The sequence below is a fragment of the Paragemmobacter kunshanensis genome (genome assembly GCF_011059185.1).
In the GTDB taxonomy this organism is placed as follows: domain Bacteria; phylum Pseudomonadota; class Alphaproteobacteria; order Rhodobacterales; family Rhodobacteraceae; genus Paragemmobacter; species Paragemmobacter kunshanensis.
On record NZ_JAALFE010000012.1, the window covers coordinates 70,270 to 85,957 of the forward strand.

The 15,688-nt window shown below is 68.6% G+C and carries 12 protein-coding genes; 5 read left to right on the forward strand and 7 right to left on the reverse strand.

Features of this window, described 5'->3' with window-relative positions; genetic code table 11:
- Positions 1-43: 43 nt before the first annotated feature.
- Complete coding sequence (locus tag G5V65_RS22700; RefSeq protein WP_165050805.1) at positions 44-1,204, forward strand: SPOR domain-containing protein; 1,161 nt, start codon at positions 44-46, stop codon at positions 1,202-1,204.
- Positions 1,205-1,229: 25 nt separating this feature from the next.
- On the opposite strand, the gene G5V65_RS13065 is transcribed toward G5V65_RS22700, so the two are convergent.
- On the reverse strand, positions 1,230-2,246 hold the full coding sequence (locus tag G5V65_RS13065; protein WP_165050807.1) for a hypothetical protein: 1,017 nt from the start codon (positions 2,244-2,246) through the stop codon (positions 1,230-1,232).
- A gap of 269 nt (positions 2,247-2,515) precedes the next feature.
- The gene (locus G5V65_RS13070) at positions 2,516-4,144 is read right to left on the reverse strand and encodes an AMP-binding protein (protein ID WP_165050809.1); all 1,629 of its coding nucleotides are present in this window, start codon (positions 4,142-4,144) and stop codon (positions 2,516-2,518) included.
- A gap of 106 nt (positions 4,145-4,250) precedes the next feature.
- Here G5V65_RS13070 and G5V65_RS13075 point away from each other — a divergent pair, with 106 nt between their 5' ends.
- Complete coding sequence (locus G5V65_RS13075) at positions 4,251-5,168, forward strand: DMT family transporter (RefSeq protein ID WP_165050811.1); 918 nt, start codon at positions 4,251-4,253, stop codon at positions 5,166-5,168.
- Between the two features lie 123 nt (positions 5,169-5,291).
- Here the strand turns inward: G5V65_RS13075 and G5V65_RS13080 are convergent, their stop codons facing one another.
- Positions 5,292-5,873: a thymidine kinase gene (locus G5V65_RS13080; protein ID WP_165050813.1), complete on the reverse strand. Its 582-nt coding sequence runs from the start codon at positions 5,871-5,873 to the stop codon at positions 5,292-5,294.
- Between the two features lie 110 nt (positions 5,874-5,983).
- Positions 5,984-7,390 carry a DEAD/DEAH box helicase gene (locus tag G5V65_RS13085; protein ID WP_165050816.1) on the reverse strand — a complete coding sequence of 469 codons (1,407 nt, stop codon included), beginning with the start codon at positions 7,388-7,390 and terminating at the stop codon, positions 5,984-5,986.
- Positions 7,391-7,736: 346 nt separating this feature from the next.
- On the opposite strand from G5V65_RS13085, the gene G5V65_RS13090 reads away from it, so the two are divergent.
- Complete coding sequence (locus G5V65_RS13090) at positions 7,737-8,183, forward strand: BrnA antitoxin family protein (protein ID WP_241250564.1); 447 nt, start codon at positions 7,737-7,739, stop codon at positions 8,181-8,183.
- A 279-nt stretch (positions 8,184-8,462) separates the two neighbouring features.
- Here G5V65_RS13090 and carB read toward each other — a convergent pair whose 3' ends face one another.
- A complete protein-coding gene (gene carB, locus G5V65_RS13095; RefSeq protein WP_165050823.1) occupies positions 8,463-11,792 on the reverse strand; it encodes a carbamoyl-phosphate synthase large subunit in 3,330 nt (1,109 codons plus the stop codon).
- Positions 11,793-12,133: 341 nt separating this feature from the next.
- Here carB and G5V65_RS13100 point away from each other — a divergent pair, with 341 nt between their 5' ends.
- Together G5V65_RS13100 and G5V65_RS13105 are read left to right on the forward strand one after the other, a co-directional pair.
- A complete protein-coding gene (locus tag G5V65_RS13100) occupies positions 12,134-13,273 on the forward strand; it encodes an aminodeoxychorismate synthase component I (protein WP_165050825.1) in 1,140 nt (379 codons plus the stop codon).
- Entirely contained in the window at positions 13,231-13,854 is a 624-nt protein-coding gene (locus G5V65_RS13105; RefSeq protein WP_394352243.1) for an aminotransferase class IV, read from the forward strand. The genes G5V65_RS13100 and G5V65_RS13105 overlap by 43 nt, the downstream gene beginning before the upstream one ends.
- Before the next feature lie 238 nt (positions 13,855-14,092).
- On the opposite strand, the gene G5V65_RS13110 is transcribed toward G5V65_RS13105, so the two are convergent.
- Both G5V65_RS13110 and G5V65_RS13115 read right to left on the reverse strand, forming a co-directional pair.
- A complete protein-coding gene (locus G5V65_RS13110; RefSeq protein WP_165050829.1) occupies positions 14,093-14,731 on the reverse strand; it encodes an alpha/beta hydrolase in 639 nt (212 codons plus the stop codon).
- On the reverse strand, positions 14,728-15,639 hold the full coding sequence (locus G5V65_RS13115; RefSeq protein WP_165050831.1) for a ring-cleaving dioxygenase: 912 nt from the start codon (positions 15,637-15,639) through the stop codon (positions 14,728-14,730). Before G5V65_RS13115 ends, G5V65_RS13110 begins: the two co-directional genes overlap by 4 nt.
- Between the last annotated feature and the right edge of the window lie 49 nt (positions 15,640-15,688).

The window sequence follows — 15,688 nt, forward strand, 5'->3', positions numbered from 1 at the left end:
ACAATCATCGCGCATTCTGCCCTGACGCTACTGGGGGGTAGTCATGTTCGTGAAGGTTCTGACAGGGGCGATCCTGGCCTCTGTTCTGGGTGCGCTTGGCGCCCTTGCACAATCCGCTGGTGATATCGGGGGGCCGCGCGAGCTGCCGCCGCCCGGCTTTGCGGGACAGCAATATGTCGATAGCCGGGGCTGCGTCTTTCTGCGCGCCGGGATGGCGGGGCGGGTGACCTGGGTGCCGCGCGTGGATCGTGACCGGCGGGCGATGTGCGGCTATCCGCCGTCGACCGGCGGGCGGGCCGTCGCGGCGGCGGAGGCCGCGCCTGCGCCTGCGCCGACCCCTGCGCCTGCGCCTGCACCGCGTCGGGTTGCGGCGGCGGCAGAGCCCCCCGAATCAAGCTATGTGCCTGCGCCGGTGCGGGTGGCCCGGCCTGCGGCGGCCCCGATGGCGCCCGCAGCGCCGGTGGTGGCGGCCGCGCCCGTTGCCGCGCCCGTGCCGCGCGCCATGGCGGGCGGGCAGGGGCGGATCGCCTGCAGCACGGCCGCGCCGGTGGCGCAGCGCCTGCCGCTGACGAATGGCGGGACGGTGGTCGTCTGCACGCGGGGCGATGGCACGCTGGAAGGGCTGCGCGCCCCTGTCTATCCGCCGGGTTCGGCGGTGGGGGCCTCGCTTTCCCCGCCCGAGGGCGCGAGGCTGGTGCCGCTGGGCCAGCCTGCCGCGATCGGATCGGGCAGCCGCGAGGCGCGGGTGGCCCAGCATTCCGCCCCGGTTCCCAAGGGCTACAAGCCCGCCTGGGAGGATGACCGGCTGAACCCGCTGCGCGGGGTCGGCACGGCCGAAGGGCAGGCGGCGCAGGACCAGGTCTGGACGCGTGAATTGCCCGCGCGCCAGCAGGTGGAGGCACCGATGGCGGTGCAGGCCCCTGCCGTGACGCGGTCAACGAAATCGGCCCCGGCAGAGGCCGCGCCGCGGGCGGCGGCGGGTGGGATCTTCGTGCAGGTGGGCAGTTTCGGCGTGCCTGCCAATGCGGCGGGGGCTTCGTCCCGGCTGGCTGCGCTGGGCCTGCCGGTGGCGCTGTCGAAGGGGCGGATCGGGGGCAAGGCGGTGCAGGTCGTGCTGGCCGGGCCGTTTGGATCGGCTGCCGATGCGCAGGCGGCCCTGCGCGCGGCGCGGGGTGCGGGCTTCGGGGATGCCTTCCTGCGCTGAAGCCGGGCGGCGGTGACGGCGGGGGTCAGTCGCAGGTGGCCTGCAGGCTGGCCCAATCCTCGGCATTGAGCAATTCGCGGGGCGTGCCGCCGCGATAGGGATCGGCCTCGATCAGGCCGAGGGTGGTTTCGCCTGTGGGATCCAGCGCATAGCCATAGGCGGTAGAGGACAGCGCCGCGCTGTCGAAGGCGGCGAGAAGCGCGTCATCCGCCGGGCGCGGGCGCGCTGCGGCGAGGAAAGTTTCGCCGTAGCGATCAAGTGCCGCTTCGGGCAGGGTGCCGGTGGTCAGCAGGCGCACGGTGGCGGCAAAGCCCGCATGGCGCAGGATCGGCAGGAGCGGATCATCCGTCCCGGCGCGCAGGGTTTCGGCCAGGGCAAAGCCCGCGGGCACATCCGGGCCAGGCGCATCCTTCAGCATCGGCAGGCCGAGAAGCAGGATATTGCCCGGCAGGCTGGCGGCCTGGGGCAAGGCCTCGGGCAGGATGACGAGTTGCACGCCACTGCCGCCGAACAGCCTTTCGGACAGGAGCGCAAGCGCGCGGTCACCCAGGGGCGTGTGACAGGCGGGCCCGGTGAGGCGCGACAGATCCTGCAGGGCGGCGGCCCCGATCTGCGCCCGCGTGGCCGTGGGCAGGACCGAGGCGGTATGGCGGACCAGCGCATCGGGCAGGAAGAAGGCCCCGACGGCCAGGATCGCCAGGGTCGCGCCGCCCAGCAGGCTGCCGCGCAGGCGGCCCGGGCGGGGGCGGGCGCGGACCAGCGCGCCGCGCACGGTTTCCAGCGCGGCGATCATGTCGGGATCGTCGATTTCCAGCGTTTCATCGCTGTCGGCCCCGGGGCCATAGAGGGCGGGCAGGGAGCCCGGGTTCAGCCGCTCTACCGCTGGCAGCGACCAGTGGCTGAGGGCAAGTTCGGTGCGGGGATCGTTCAGGACAAGCGTCGCCTCGCGGAAGGCCACGACGACTTCGCGCCGCTGGGCATCGGGCATTTCCCGCCAGAGGCCCGGGCTTTCCAGCCTCTGGTATTTCTTCAGCGCTGTCATGCGCGGGTTCTGCCTCGGCTCGGCTTGGTTTCCTTGGGCGGAACGTTAGCGCAGCGCCTGTGCCGCCACAAGCGAAGGGGGGCGATTTGCCCGGCTTGACCCCGTCGCCGCCGCTTCGTTTCACGCCCCTGCGCGGGGGGATCGGTGGAAGCTGGGTATTTGGGCCGAGACGAAGGCAGGTCTCTTCGTTTCGGGTTCAAATACCCCGGGGGTGAGCCCGCAGGGCGAGGGGGCTGGCCCCCTTTGCATGGCCGGTCGCAAGCGCGCGGTCAGGCCTTTTCCATCAGCTTCGCCACGGCGCGGAGTTCGAATTTCTGGATCTTGCCGGTGGAGGTTTTGGGCAGGTCGGCAAAGACCACATGTTTCGGGGTCTTGAACCCGGCAAGGCGTTCGCGGCAGAAGGCGATGAGGTCTTTTTCCGTGACGCTCTGCCCCGGTTTCAACTCGACGAAGGCGCAGGGGACTTCGCCCCATTTCTCGTCCGGTTTGGCGACCACCGCGCAGAGGAGGACGGCGGGGTGGTGCATGAGGACGCCCTCCACCTCGACCGAGGACACATTCTCGCCGCCGGAGATGATGATGTCCTTGGCGCGGTCGGTGATCTTGATGTAGCCGTCGGGGTGCTGGAACGCGATGTCGCCGGAGCGGAACCAGCCGCCCTTGAAGGCCTCTCGCGTGGCCTGCGGGTTCTTGTAATAGCCCTTCATCACCATGTTGCCGCGCATGGCAATCTCGCCCAGATGCGCGCCGTCGCGGGGGACGGGGTTGCCGTTCGTGTCATGGACTTCCGCGCCTTCGAGCATGGGCATGGCGACGCCGGTGCGGGCCTTGTAGGCGGCGCGGTCGTCTTTCGTGGCGCCGTCCCATTCGTCGCGCCATGTGCATTCGGTGGCGGGGCCGTAGGTTTCGGTCAGGCCGTAGACTTGGGTGACGTTGAAGCCCAGGGGTTCGAAGGCGGCGAGCGTGGCGGCAGGGGGCGGAGCGCCGGCGGTGAAGACCTCGACGATGTGGGAGAAGGGGCGGCGGTCGGTTTCGGGGGCGTTGATGATGGTGTTCAGCACGATGGGCGCGCCGCCGAAATGGGTGACGCCTTCGTCGGCGATGGCGTCGTAGATGGCCTTGGCCGTGATGTCGCGGCAGCAGACGAGGGTGCCGGCGAGGATGGGCGTCATCCAGGTATGCGTCCAGCCGTTGCAGTGGAAGAGCGGCACGATGGTCAGGTAGACGGGGTGCAGCACCATGCGCCATGACAGGATGTTGGCGGTGGCGGACAGGTAGGCGCCGCGGTGGTGGTAGACCACGCCTTTGGGGCGTCCGGTGGTGCCGGAGGTGTAGTTGATGGCGATGGATTCCCATTCATCCTCGGGCATCACCCAGGGGGCGCTCGGGTCGCCTTCGGCGAGGAGGGCGTCGTAGGTCAGGTAATGGCCCGAGGGGGTGAAGCCTTCGTCCACCACCTCGATGATCTGGGGGGCGGGGCCTTCCATGCGTTTGATGGCCTCTTCCGCCAGCGGCAGGAAGGCCGTGTCGCACAGCACGATCTTGGCGCCTGCATGGCCGAAGATATAGGCCACGGTATCGGCATCAAGGCGGGTGTTGATCGTGTTCAGGATCGCGCCCGCGGCGGGGACGGCGAAATGCGCCACGGCCTGCGGCGGGATATTGGGCAGGAGGGTGGCGACCACATCGCCCGGCGCGATGCCTCGGCGGGCGAGGGAGGAGGCGAGGCGGCTGACCTGTTCGGCATAGGCGGCATAGGTCAGGCGCGTGGATTTCCAGACCACTGCCAGACGGTTCGCGTGGATGTCGGCCGCGCGTTTCAGGAAGGAGAGCGGCGTCAGCGGCACATGGTTCGCCGCGCATTTTTCCAGCCCCGTTTCATCCGCCAGCCAGCCCATTCCGTCCCCCTTCCCGGTTTATCGCCCGTTCATGTCGCTTTCGGGCGCGCAAGGGGGAAGGTAGCAGGCTTCACACAGGAAGCGAGAGGGAGGAACGGGCATTTCCATGGGCAATTCCGACAGGACATTGGCGGCGGCAGGGTTGATCCTTGTCTATGCCATGGTGATCGGCTTCACCGACAATTACGTGCGGGTCATCGCCGCCGAGGCGGGGCTGTGGCAGTTCCACCTGACGCGCAGCCTGATGGCGGCGGTGCTGCTGGGGCTGGCGATGGTGCCGCTGGGGCTGCGCCTGCGCCCGCAGCGCTGGGGCGCGGTGGTGGCGCGATCGTCGATCCATGGGGCGGCGATGGTGATCTATTTCGGGGCACTGGCCTTTCTGGATGTGGCGCTGGTGGCGGCGGGGCTGTTCACCGCGCCGATCTGGGTGCTGCTGATTTCGCGGTTCGTCTATGGCCATGCCATCGGGCCGGTGCGGATCGTGGCGGTGATCCTGGGTTTCCTGGGCGTGGTGCTGGTGCTGGGGCCCGAGGCCTTGGCGGGCGCGTCGCTGCCCGCGGTGCTGCCGGTGCTGGCGGGGGCCATGTATGCGATGGGCAATATCGCGACGCGGGAATGGTGCGCGGGGGAAAGTGCCGAGACACTGCTGGCGGGGTTCTTTGCGGCGCTGGGCGTGATTGGCGCGGTGGGGATGGCGGTTCTGTGGATGCTGCCGCTGGCCGTGCCCGAGGGGGCGGACGGGTTCCTGCAGCGCGGGCCGGTCTGGCCTTCGGCGACCTTCTATTTCTGGACCTTCGTGCAGGCGGCGGGATCGTTGATCGGGGTGGGGATGATGATCCGGGCCTATCAGATCACCGAGGCATCGAAGGCGAGCGTGCTGGAATATGTGATCCTGCCGGCCTCGGCCTTCTGGACATGGGTGCTGTGGGGCACGGGGCTGGCGCCGCTGGCCGCTTTGGGGATGGTGCTGATCGTGGCGGCAGGGTCGATGATCGCGCTGCGGGCGAAGGCGGTGGAGGGGTAGGGGGCAGGCACCCTGGGGGTGTCTGCGGGGCGAGGGTCGCCTTGAGAGATGCGGTTCTGGCCGGTTGGGGGGGGACAAAAATCTTCGAAGATTTTTGCAAATTTCTTCGAAGAAATTTGGGGGTCAGGGATCGCCCACCGCTTCGCGCCAGTGTTTGCGGCAGAGGCTGACATAGGTTTCGTTGCCGCCGATCACCACCTGTTCGCCTGCCGTCAGCGCGCGGCCATCCGGGCCGCGGCGGATGACCATGGTGGCCTTCTTTCCGCAATGGCAGATCGTGCGGACCTCGCGCATTTCATCGGCCCAGGCGAGCAGGGCGGCGGAGCCGGGGAAGAGGTTGCCCTGGAAATCCACGCGCAGGCCGTAGCACATGACGGGGACCTTGAGATCGTCCACGGCGCGGGCGAGTTGCCAGACCTGATCCTTGGACAGGAATTGCGCTTCGTCGACAAAGACGCAGGCGACGGGGCCTTTCCCGAGGCGCTGGCTGATCTTTTCGAACATGTCCTCGCCGGGGGCGAAGGTATCGGCCTCCTCGCCGATGCCGATGCGCGAGGCGATGCGGCCTTCGCCCGCGCGGTTGTCGAATTGGGCGGTGATCAGGTAGGTGGCCATGCCGCCTTCGCGGTAGTTGTGCGAGGCCTGCAGGAGCAGGGTCGATTTGCCCGCGTTCATGGTGGAGTAGTGGAAGTAGAGCTTGGCCATGGGCCGGGATTAGCGCAAAGGCGCGGGCAAGGCTAGGGGTGGCAAGCGCCGGGGGGGCAACGGCCCCCCGGACCCCCCATGGGGGACGATTTGTGAACGGATGAAGGGGGTTAGCCCCTGCGTCCCGCGCCCTGCTGGCGCGGTTTGCCACCATTGCCGGAGCGGGTGGGCGCGCCGCCGCCGCCCATCGGGCGGGCGGGTTTGGCGCCCGGCTTTGGCTGGGGTTTCGGGGCCTGCGACTGGTGTTCGGGGCGCTGGCCCTGGGGTTTGCCCTGCGGGCGCGCGCCCTGGGGTTTCTGGCCCTGCGGTTTCTGGCCGGGGCGGCCGCCGCCGGGGCGCTGGCCGCGGTTCTGGCCGGGCTTGGGCGCGGCTGCCACGATATCGGCCGCCCAGGGCGCGCCGCCGATCACCGGGATCTGCTTTTTCAGAACCTTTTCAATGGCCTGAAGTTCCCCCATCTCGGCCGGGGCGCAGAAGGCGACGGCATTCCCCTCGGCCCCCGCGCGCGCCGTGCGGCCGATGCGGTGGACATAGTTTTCCGGCACATTGGGCAGGTCGTAGTTGTAGACATGGCGCACGCCGGGAATGTCGATCCCCCGCGCGGCGACATCGGTGGCCACGAGGACATCGAGTTCGTTGTTGCGGAATTCCGTGAGCGTGCGGTCGCGCTGGTTCTGGCTTTTGTTGCCGTGGATGGAGCCGACCTTGAAGCCCCATTGCGCCAGCAATTTGCAAAGCTTTTCAGAGCCATGCTTGGTGCGGCCGAAGACCAGCGCCTGTTCGCCGGGATGTTTCTTGAGATACTCCTCCAGCAGTTTCGCCTTGTCGCCATTGGGGATGAAATGCACCCCCTGCACGATCTTTTCGGCGGGTTTGCCCGGGGGGGCCACCTGCACGCGGACGGGGTCGCGGAGATAGGTTCCGGCGATCTCCTCGATATCCTTGGGCATCGTGGCGGAGAAGAGAAGTGTCTGTCTTTTCAGGGGGATATGCTTGGCGATCTTCCGCAGCGCATGGATGAAGCCCATGTCGAGCATGTGGTCGGCCTCATCCAACACCAGATAGCCCGTGTTCTGCAGCGAGACATCGCCGCGTTCCAGCAGGTCGATCAGGCGACCCGGCGTGGCGACCAGCACATCGGCGCCGCGCGCCAGCGCCATGGCCTGCCGGTTGAGCGAGGCGCCGCCCACGACGGTGACGACCTTGACGGGCGTGCCTTTGGTGAAAATCGTAAGGTTATCAGAGATTTGCGTGACAAGCTCACGCGTGGGCGCAAGGATCAGGGCGCGCACGTTGCGCGGGCCCGGCGGGTGGCCGATATCCAGCAGGCGGTGCAGAAGCGGCAGGCCGAAGGCCGCCGTCTTGCCGGTGCCGGTTTGCGCCAGACCCATCAGGTCACGGCCCTGCATGACATGGGGAATGGCCTGAACCTGAATCGGCGTGGGCTGTTTGAGGGTGGTTTTTTCCAAGGCTTTCAAAAGCTTGGGCGAAAGGCCGAGATCGGCGAAGCTGGTCATGTGATATGTCTTTCCGGCCCGTTTCATGGGCCAAGGGGGCCGCAGCAAGGGCGGCCGGTGGCAGGGATGCGCCGATTGCACGGCGCGGAACCCCTGCGTGAAGGTGGGAACCTGTGGCCCGATCCGGCTCCCCTTATGGGGCTGCTCACGCGGCAGCGGAGGGCGGGCGTGAGGGGCAGATGGGGGTTTTCGGGCCGGAAGTCAACCGTTCAGCCGCGCAGTGCAGCCGGGCAGTGCAGCCGGGCATATGCACGGGGCGGGCGCTGGGGCAGGGGTTGGTTAACGGTTCTCTGGCAGGGTGGGGCCTTGTCTGGGCGAGGGAGGCTGGCGGATGGAGCCGGGGAAGATGCGTGGCAAGCAGGCGGAGCATTACCATTACATGGCCGATGCGATGCGGCGGCTGGAATGGGACCTGCACCACCGGATCGAGGCGACGGGGCGCATTCCGCTGGAATGGCACGAGATCGCGCAGACCCCGGTCAGGCCGGGGGCGGACCGGGTGGCGCTGCGGCTGGACCGGGATGTGCTGCGGTTCTTCCGCTCCATCGGGCCGGGATATGGGCCGCGGATCAACCTGGTGCTGCGGACCTATATGCATGCGCGGCTGGCGGGGGTGATCCGGGGGGCCGAGACGGCGCCGGAGTTCCGCTTTGCGCCGCCGCCGGAGCGGCCGCTTTGGGGCGAGACGGCGGCCGGGCTTGGGCTGGGCGCGGGGCCGGACGAGGCGGAGCGGGGGATGGAGGCCGCGGCGCGGGCCGCGGAGCGGGCGAAGGCGGCGCGGTTGGGGGGGTGAGGGGGGCGGAAGGCTGGGCCATTGGACCTGCTCGCTGTGTCGGGCCTTGGGGGCGTGAACCCCGGTCTGCCCCGATGGAGGGAGGGTAGGGCGGGGTTCACCCCGCCATGCGTTCGACGATCCGGGGAATTCTGTTTCTGGGGGAAGGTCCCGGGTCAGGCCCGGGACGGGGGCATCCGGGATGGCGGGGTGAACCCCGCCCTACGCCGCCCCGGTGGCGGGGTGAACCCCGCCCTACGGGGCGCGCGGCGGTAGGGCGGGGGTCTCCCCGCCTTGGCCCTACCCTTGGAGCGTCCGCACCCCATAGCCCTCGCCCCGGGCCTTCATCGCCGCCACGGCGGCGATGCTGGCGGCGGCGGTGGTGAAATAGGGGATCTTGTCCATCAGGGACACGCGGCGGATGTCGCGGCTGTCGGAGACGGCCTGGCTGCCTTCGGTCGTGTTCATCACCAGCGCGATGTCGCCGTTCTTCAGCCGGTCCACGATGTTGGGGCGGCCTTCATAGACCTTGTTCACCGCCTCGGCCTTGACGCCCTGGCCTTTCAGCCAGTCGGCGGTGCCCTTGGTCGCCACGATGTCGAAGCCCATCGCCACGAGGTCGCGGGCGGCATCGGCCAGGGCTGCGGTCTTGTCCATGTCCTTGACCGACAGGAAGACGCGGCCCGTCTCGGGCAGGATCGTGCCTGCGCCCATCTGGGCCTTGAGGAAGGCCAAGGGGAAGGTGCGGTCCCAACCCATCACCTCACCCGTGGAGCGCATCTCGGGGCCGAGCAGGGGATCGACGCCGGGGAAGCGGGCGAAGGGCAGCACCGCCTCCTTGACCGAGAACCAGGGCGTCTGCGGGTTGGCCAGCGTCAGCGGATCGGCCAGCGGAAGATCGGTATCGGGGCCGACGCCCGCCGGATAGGGCGCGCGTTCGGGGAAGTTCGAAAGCGGCTCGCCCGCCATGAGGCGCGCGGCGATGGAGGCGATGGCAGAATCGGTCGCCTTGGCCACGAAGGGCACGGTGCGGCTGGCGCGGGGGTTCACCTCAAGCACGTAGATCGTGCCATCCTTGATGGCGAATTGCACGTTCATCAGCCCCACCACATGCAGGGCGCGGGCCATGATGACGGTCTGGCGCTTCAGCTCTTCCACCGTTTCGGGCGAGAGGTGATGCGGCGGCAGGCAGCAGGCAGAGTCGCCGGAATGGACGCCCGCCTCTTCGATATGTTCCATGATGCCCGCGACATGGACGTTCTGCCCGTCCGAGAGGGCATCGACATCCACCTCGACCGCGCCGGAGAGATAGCTGTCGAGCAGGACCGGGCTGTCGCCCGACACCTGCACGGCAGTGGAGATGTAGCGTTCGAGCTGGTCGTCGGAGCGGACGATTTCCATCGCGCGGCCGCCGAGGACGAAGGAGGGGCGGATGACGAGGGGATAGCCGACCTGGGCCGCGATGGCGAAGGCCTCGTCGCGGGAGCGGGCGGTGCCGTTGACGGGCTGTTTCAGGCCGAGGTCGTGGAGCAGCTTCTGGAAGCGTTCGCGGTCTTCGGCCAGGTCGATCGCGTCGGGCGTGGTGCCGAGGATCGGGATCCCCTCTTCATGCAGCGCATTGGCGAGTTTCAGGGGCGTCTGGCCGCCGAATTGCACGATGACGCCGTGCAGCGTGCCGTTTTCCTGTTCCACGCGCAGGATTTCGAGGACGTGTTCCAGCGTGAGGGGTTCGAAATACAGGCGATCCGAGGTGTCGTAGTCGGTGGACACGGTTTCGGGGTTGCAGTTGACCATGATGGTTTCATAGCCCGCGCCGGTCAGCGCATAGCAGGCATGGCAGCAGCAATAGTCGAATTCGATGCCCTGCCCGATGCGGTTTGGGCCGCCGCCAAGGATGACGACTTTCTTGGCGGTGGAGGGGCGGGCTTCGCATTCCACGTCGCCCATGACGGGCGTTTCATAGGTGGAATACATGTAGGGGGTCTGCGCCTCGAACTCTGCCGCGCAGGTGTCGATGCGTTTGAAGACGGCCGTGACACCAAGGTTGCGGCGGGCGCGGCGGACCTGGCCTTCGTCGCGGCCCGTCAGCTTGGCGAGGCGGGCATCGGTGAAGCCCATCATCTTCAGGCGGCGCAGGCCGTCGGCGGTAACCGGCAGGCCGTCGCGGCGGATCTGCGCCTCGGCGTCGATGATTTCGCGGATGCGGGCGAGGAACCAGGGATCGAAGGCGGTGATGGCCTGGATATCGTCGTTGCTCAGGCCGTGGCGCATGGCCTGGGCGATGACGCGGAGCCGGTCGGGCGTGGCCTCGGACAGCGCCTTGGAGATGGCGGCGCGGTCGGGCGCGCCGGGGATGGCGATTTCGTCAAAGCCCGAAAGGCCGGTTTCGAGGCTGGCCAGCGCCTTTTGCAGGGATTCGTGGATGGTGCGGCCGATGGCCATGGCTTCGCCCACCGATTTCATGGCGGTGGTGAGGTTGGGCTGGGAGCCGGGGAATTTCTCGAAGGCGAAGCGCGGGATCTTGGTGACGACATAGTCGATCGAGGGTTCGAACGACGCGGGGGTGACCTTGGTGATGTCGTTGTCCAGCTCGTCCAGCGTGTAGCCCACGGCCAGTTTCGCGGCGATCTTGGCGATGGGGAAGCCCGTGGCCTTCGACGCCAGCGCCGAGGAGCGGGAGACGCGGGGGTTCATCTCGATCACCACCATGCGGCCGTCTGCCGGGTTGATCGCCCATTGCACGTTGGACCCGCCGGTTTCCACGCCGATCTCGCGCAGGACGGCGATGGAGCCGTTGCGCATGATCTGGTATTCCTTGTCCGTCAGCGTCAGCGCCGGGGCCACGGTGATGCTGTCGCCCGTATGCACGCCCATCGGATCGACGTTTTCGATGGAGCAGACGATGATGGCATTGTCGGCGCGGTCGCGCACCACCTCCATCTCGTATTCCTTCCAGCCGAGGAGGGATTCATCGACAAGGACCTGGGCCACGGGCGAGGCTTCGAGCCCGGATTTCACGATGGCCTCGTAATCATCGCGGTTATAGGCGACGCCGCCGCCGGTGCCGCCAAGGGTGAAGGCGGGGCGGATGATGGCGGGGAGGCCCACATATTCCAGCGCGGCCATGGCCTCGGCGAGGCCGGCTGCGATGTCGTATTTGCCGGAAGGAAGCTTGGGGGCGGCGACGATGGTGGCTTTCGGGTTTTCAAGGCCGATGCGATCCATCGCCTCGCGGAACAGTTTCCGGTCTTCGGCCATCTCGATGGCCTGCCGGTTGGCGCCGATCAGTTGCACGCCGAACTGTTCCAGCACGCCCATATCGGCCAGCGCCAGCGCGGTGTTCAGCCCGGTCTGCCCGCCCATGGTGGGCAGGAGCGCGTCGGGGCGTTCCTTTTCGATGATCTTGGCCACCACTTCCGGGGTGATGGGTTCGATATAGGTGGCATCGGCAAGGCCCGGATCCGTCATGATCGTCGCGGGGTTCGAGTTGACGAGGATGACGCGGTAGCCTTCCTCCCGCAGGGCCTTGCAAGCCTGTGCGCCGGAGTAGTCGAATTCGCAGGCCTGCCCGATGACGATGGGACCGGCGCCGATGATCATGATGGAGGAGATATCGGTTCTTTTCGGCATGGTCCTGTCCCGCATGTGCCATCCCGCAGCATGAGTGCAGCGGGTGGAGGATTCGTGCTTCGCGCAAATTGACGGGGGTTTAGGGGAGTGGGGGCTGCTGCGCAAGCGGTTGTGGTGGTCAGCGATTTCTGACGCAGAAATCGCGCAAAATTCTGACGCAGAATTTTGCTGGGGGCTGGTGTCGCGCGGTTGGGGGGCGAAATCTGCGTCAGATTTCGGCGCATTTTCTGCGTCAGAAAATGCCTGCGCGGGCGGATCGGGGCGGCAAGGCGTCGCGGCTGGGCTGGTCGGGGGGTGGGGGCGGTGCTATCTCGGCCCGCGATGGAACGGAGTGGGCTTGCGTGATCCTTTTCGAACATGGTCCGGGCGGGGTGCCTGCGCTTTTCGACGGCGCGCGCGAGGTGATCGTGGCGCGGCGGGCGGATCAGGTGCGCGCCGCTTTGGCCCGTGCCGACCGGGCGCGGGCGGCGGGGGCCTGGGTTGCGGGCTATGTCGCCTATGAGGCGGGCTATGCGCTGGAGCCGCGTCTGGCGCGGCTGATGCCCGCGCGGCGGCCTGCGCCGCTGGTCCTGCTGGGGGTGTTCGACGGGCCGGTTGACGCGGGCGCGCTGCTGGCGCGGGCGGCGGAAGAGGCGGGGGCGGCGCGGCTGTCGCGCCTACGGCGCGGGATCAGCCGCGCGGCCTATGGCGCGGCGATGGCGCGGGTGATGGGCTATATCGCCGCCGGGGATTGCTATCAGATCAACCTGACCTTCCCGCTTTCGGCGCGGCTGGAGGGTGGCACGGCGCTGGGTCTCTATGGCGCGCTGCGGGCGCGGCAGGCGGTGGGATACGGCGTCTTCTGCGATCTGGGCGCGGGGCCGGTGGTCATGTCGCGGTCGCCCGAGTTGTTCTTCCGGGTGGAGGGGGGCGTGATTTCCGCCCGGCCCATGAAGGGGACCGCGCCGCGCGATGCGGACCCCGCGCGGGATGCTGCGCTGGCGGCGGAGTTGTTCGCATCCGAGAAGGCGCGGGCGGAGAACCTGATGATCGTGGATCTGCTGCGCAACGACATCGCGCGGATCTCCGAGGTCGGGTCGGTGAAGGTGCCGGAGCTTTATGCGGTGGAGCCTTTCGCGACGGTGCATCAGATGAGTTCGACCGTGACGGGGCGGCTGGTGGCTGGGGCCGATCTGGCGGGGCTGATGGCGGCGCTGTTTCCCTGCGGGTCGATCACGGGGGCGCCGAAGATCCGCGCGATGGAGATCATCCGTGAGGTCGAGGGGCGCGCGCGGGGCGTCTATTGCGGGGCGATGGGTTGGATGGCGCCTTCGGGCGATGCAGTGTGGAACGTGGCGATCCGCACGCTGTCGCTGTTTCCGGGCGGGCGCGTGGTGCTGAACGTGGGCGGGGGGGTGGTGCAGGACAGCACCGCCGATGGCGAATGGGAGGAGGCGCTGTGGAAGGCGCGCTACGCGGAGGGGCTGGCGACGTCCGGCTGATCGAGACGGCTCTGTGGGACGGGGCGGCCTTCCCCCGGCTGGCGCTGCATCTGGCGCGGCTGGCGCGCGGGGCTGCGGCCCTGGGGTTCCCCTGCGATCCGGCGGCGGTGGAGCGGGCGCTGTTCGCGGCGGTGGGCGATGCGGCGCTGCGGGTGCGGCTGACGCTGGGGGCTGCGGGGGATATGGAGGTGACGGTGGCGCCCTTGCCTGCAGGGAAGGCGGAATGGCGGGTGGGGCTGGCGGCGGCGCGGCTGGCCTCGGGCGATCCGTGGTTGCGGGTGAAGACGACGCGGCGCGCGGCCTATGACGCGGCGCGGGCGGCGCTGCCTGCGGGGCTGGATGAGGTGGTCTTCCTGAATGAACGCGGCGAGGTCTGCGACGGGACGATCACGACGGTCTTCTTCGACCGGGGGCAGGGGATGCGGACGCCGCCCTTGGCCTGCGGCCTGCTGCCGGGGGTTCTGCGGGCGGAACTGGCGGTGCCGGAGGAGGTGCTGCGGGCGGAGGATCTGCCGCGCGTGCGGCTGTGGGTGGGCAATGCGCTGCGCGGCCTGATCCCGGCGGTCTGGGCGGGGAATTGAGCGGAGCGCCGGCCGCGTGCCGCGTCCGGCGCAAGCCTTTCCTGTCGTCGGCGCCTGCGCGCCTCCTCCGGGGTCAGGGGGCCTTCTGCCCCCTCTTGTCCCGCCTGCGGCGTGCCAATTCACCCCCGAGGGTATTTGTCCCAAGATGAAGACCGGGCCATTTCATCTTGGCCGAAAATACCCTCGGGGGTGAGGAGCGCAGCGACGAGGGGGCGGACAGCCCCCTGCGACGGTGGGGTCAGGCGGTGAGGCAGCGGCGCAGGGCGCTGATGTCGTCGCGCATCACGCCATGGCCTGCGCCGGGGTAGACCTTCGTTTCCATGGCCGCGCCGAGGGCGCTGAGGGTGGCCGCCGTGTCCTGCACGCGTTGCACGGGAATGTGCGGGTCGCGTTCGTGGACGGAGAGCCAGACGCGGCCCTTGCGATTCCCTCCATAGTCGAAGCGTTTGGGGCGGTGGCCGTAGAGCGCTTCGGTCGGGGGGCCTTCGGCATCGCCCGTGCCGACGAGGCCGCCGGAGAAGGCGAGGAGGCCCGCGAGGGGTTCGCCCATGCGGGCATAGGCCTCGGACGCGAGGCAGGCGCCCTGGGAGAAGCCTGCGAGCCAGATGCGGCCCGGGGGGATGCCCTCGGATGTCAGGGTGGAGATGGCGTCCGTCACTTGCGCCAAGGCGCGGGTCACGAAGGGTTCCATCTGCGCTGATGGCGCGAGGAAGGAGGTGGGCCACCAGCTGTTGCCGGGGGCCTCGGGCGCGATGGCCGCCACATCGGGGAGGGCGGCGTGGGACATCAGCGACAGGATGTCGGCGGCCGAGCCGCCGCGACCGTGCAGCAGCACGATCCCGGCGGTGGCGTTCCTTGAGGGGCCCGCGCGATTCATGCGGGGACCTTGAGTTTCGGCAGCGTGGCCTCAATCCGGTCGCGCAGGCGTTCGTGCTGCGGGGGGAGTTTCAGTGCGGTGCCGAGGGTTTCGACGGGCTCGTCCACCGCGAAGCCCGGCGGGTCGGTGGCGATTTCGAACAGCACGCCGCCCGGTTCGCGGAAGTAGATCGCGTTGAAATACTGCCGGTCGATGACGGGCGTGGTGCGGTGGCCGAATTTCAGCAGCGCCTCCTGCCAGTGGTGCTGATCCTCTTGCGTCTTGGCGCGGAAGGCGACGTGATGGATCGTTCCCTTGCCGGGGCGCGGGACGGTGGGGACATCGGCGCGCCAGATGTCGATGATGTTGGCGCGGTCATTGCCCGGCGCCTTGAGCCGGAGGCGTTCGCCGCCGGGGCTGCGTTCGCTGCCCTGCACCTCATAGCCGAAGGCCTCGGTCAGGAGGCGCGCGGTGGGGTCGGGGTCGCGTTCCCAGAGGGTGACGGAATGGAAGCCGTGCCGGTCAGCCGCGCCTTCGGTTTCGATCAGTTCCACGGGGGCGCCGTCGGGATCGCGCAGCGTGAGGACGCGCTGGCCGAAGCGCAGCGTCGGCGCGGGGAGGAAGTTGTCGCCTTCCGACATCTCGTCGATCATCGTGTCGAAGTCGCCCTTCGGGATGGCATAGGCATAGGCCGAGGCCATGCCGGGGCCGGCGCGGCCGGGGCCTGCTTCGGCGAAGGGGAAGAAGGTGAGGATGGTGCCCGCGCTGCCCGTATGGTCGCCGTAATAGAGGTGGTAGGTGTCGGGGGCGTCGAAGTTCACCGTCTTCTTCACGAGGCGCTGTTTCAGCGTGCCTGCGTAGAAGTCGACATTGGCCTGCGGCGGGCCGGAGATGGCGGTGACGTGGTGAAGGCCGGGGATCCTGGTCATGGCTTTGCCCTTTCGGCTGATGTTTGCTGTTGCCACCCATATGGGGCCG

Excerpts from the sequence above, each read along its gene's own strand:
- G5V65_RS22700 (WP_165050805.1), top strand. The coding sequence starts at position 44 with ATGTTCGTGAAGGTTCTGACAGGGGCGATCCTGGCCTCTGTTCTGGGT.
- G5V65_RS13065 (WP_165050807.1), bottom strand. The coding sequence starts at position 2,246 with ATGACAGCGCTGAAGAAATACCAGAGGCTGGAAAGCCCGGGCCTCTGG.
- G5V65_RS13070 (WP_165050809.1), bottom strand. The coding sequence starts at position 4,144 with ATGGGCTGGCTGGCGGATGAAACGGGGCTGGAAAAATGCGCGGCGAAC.
- G5V65_RS13075 (WP_165050811.1), top strand. The coding sequence starts at position 4,251 with ATGGGCAATTCCGACAGGACATTGGCGGCGGCAGGGTTGATCCTTGTC.
- G5V65_RS13080 (WP_165050813.1), bottom strand. The coding sequence starts at position 5,873 with ATGGCCAAGCTCTACTTCCACTACTCCACCATGAACGCGGGCAAATCG.
- G5V65_RS13085 (WP_165050816.1), bottom strand. The coding sequence starts at position 7,390 with ATGACCAGCTTCGCCGATCTCGGCCTTTCGCCCAAGCTTTTGAAAGCC.
- G5V65_RS13090 (WP_241250564.1), top strand. The coding sequence starts at position 7,737 with ATGCGTGGCAAGCAGGCGGAGCATTACCATTACATGGCCGATGCGATG.
- carB (WP_165050823.1), bottom strand. The coding sequence starts at position 11,792 with ATGCCGAAAAGAACCGATATCTCCTCCATCATGATCATCGGCGCCGGT.
- G5V65_RS13110 (WP_165050829.1), bottom strand. The coding sequence starts at position 14,731 with ATGAATCGCGCGGGCCCCTCAAGGAACGCCACCGCCGGGATCGTGCTG.
- G5V65_RS13115 (WP_165050831.1), bottom strand. The coding sequence starts at position 15,639 with ATGACCAGGATCCCCGGCCTTCACCACGTCACCGCCATCTCCGGCCCG.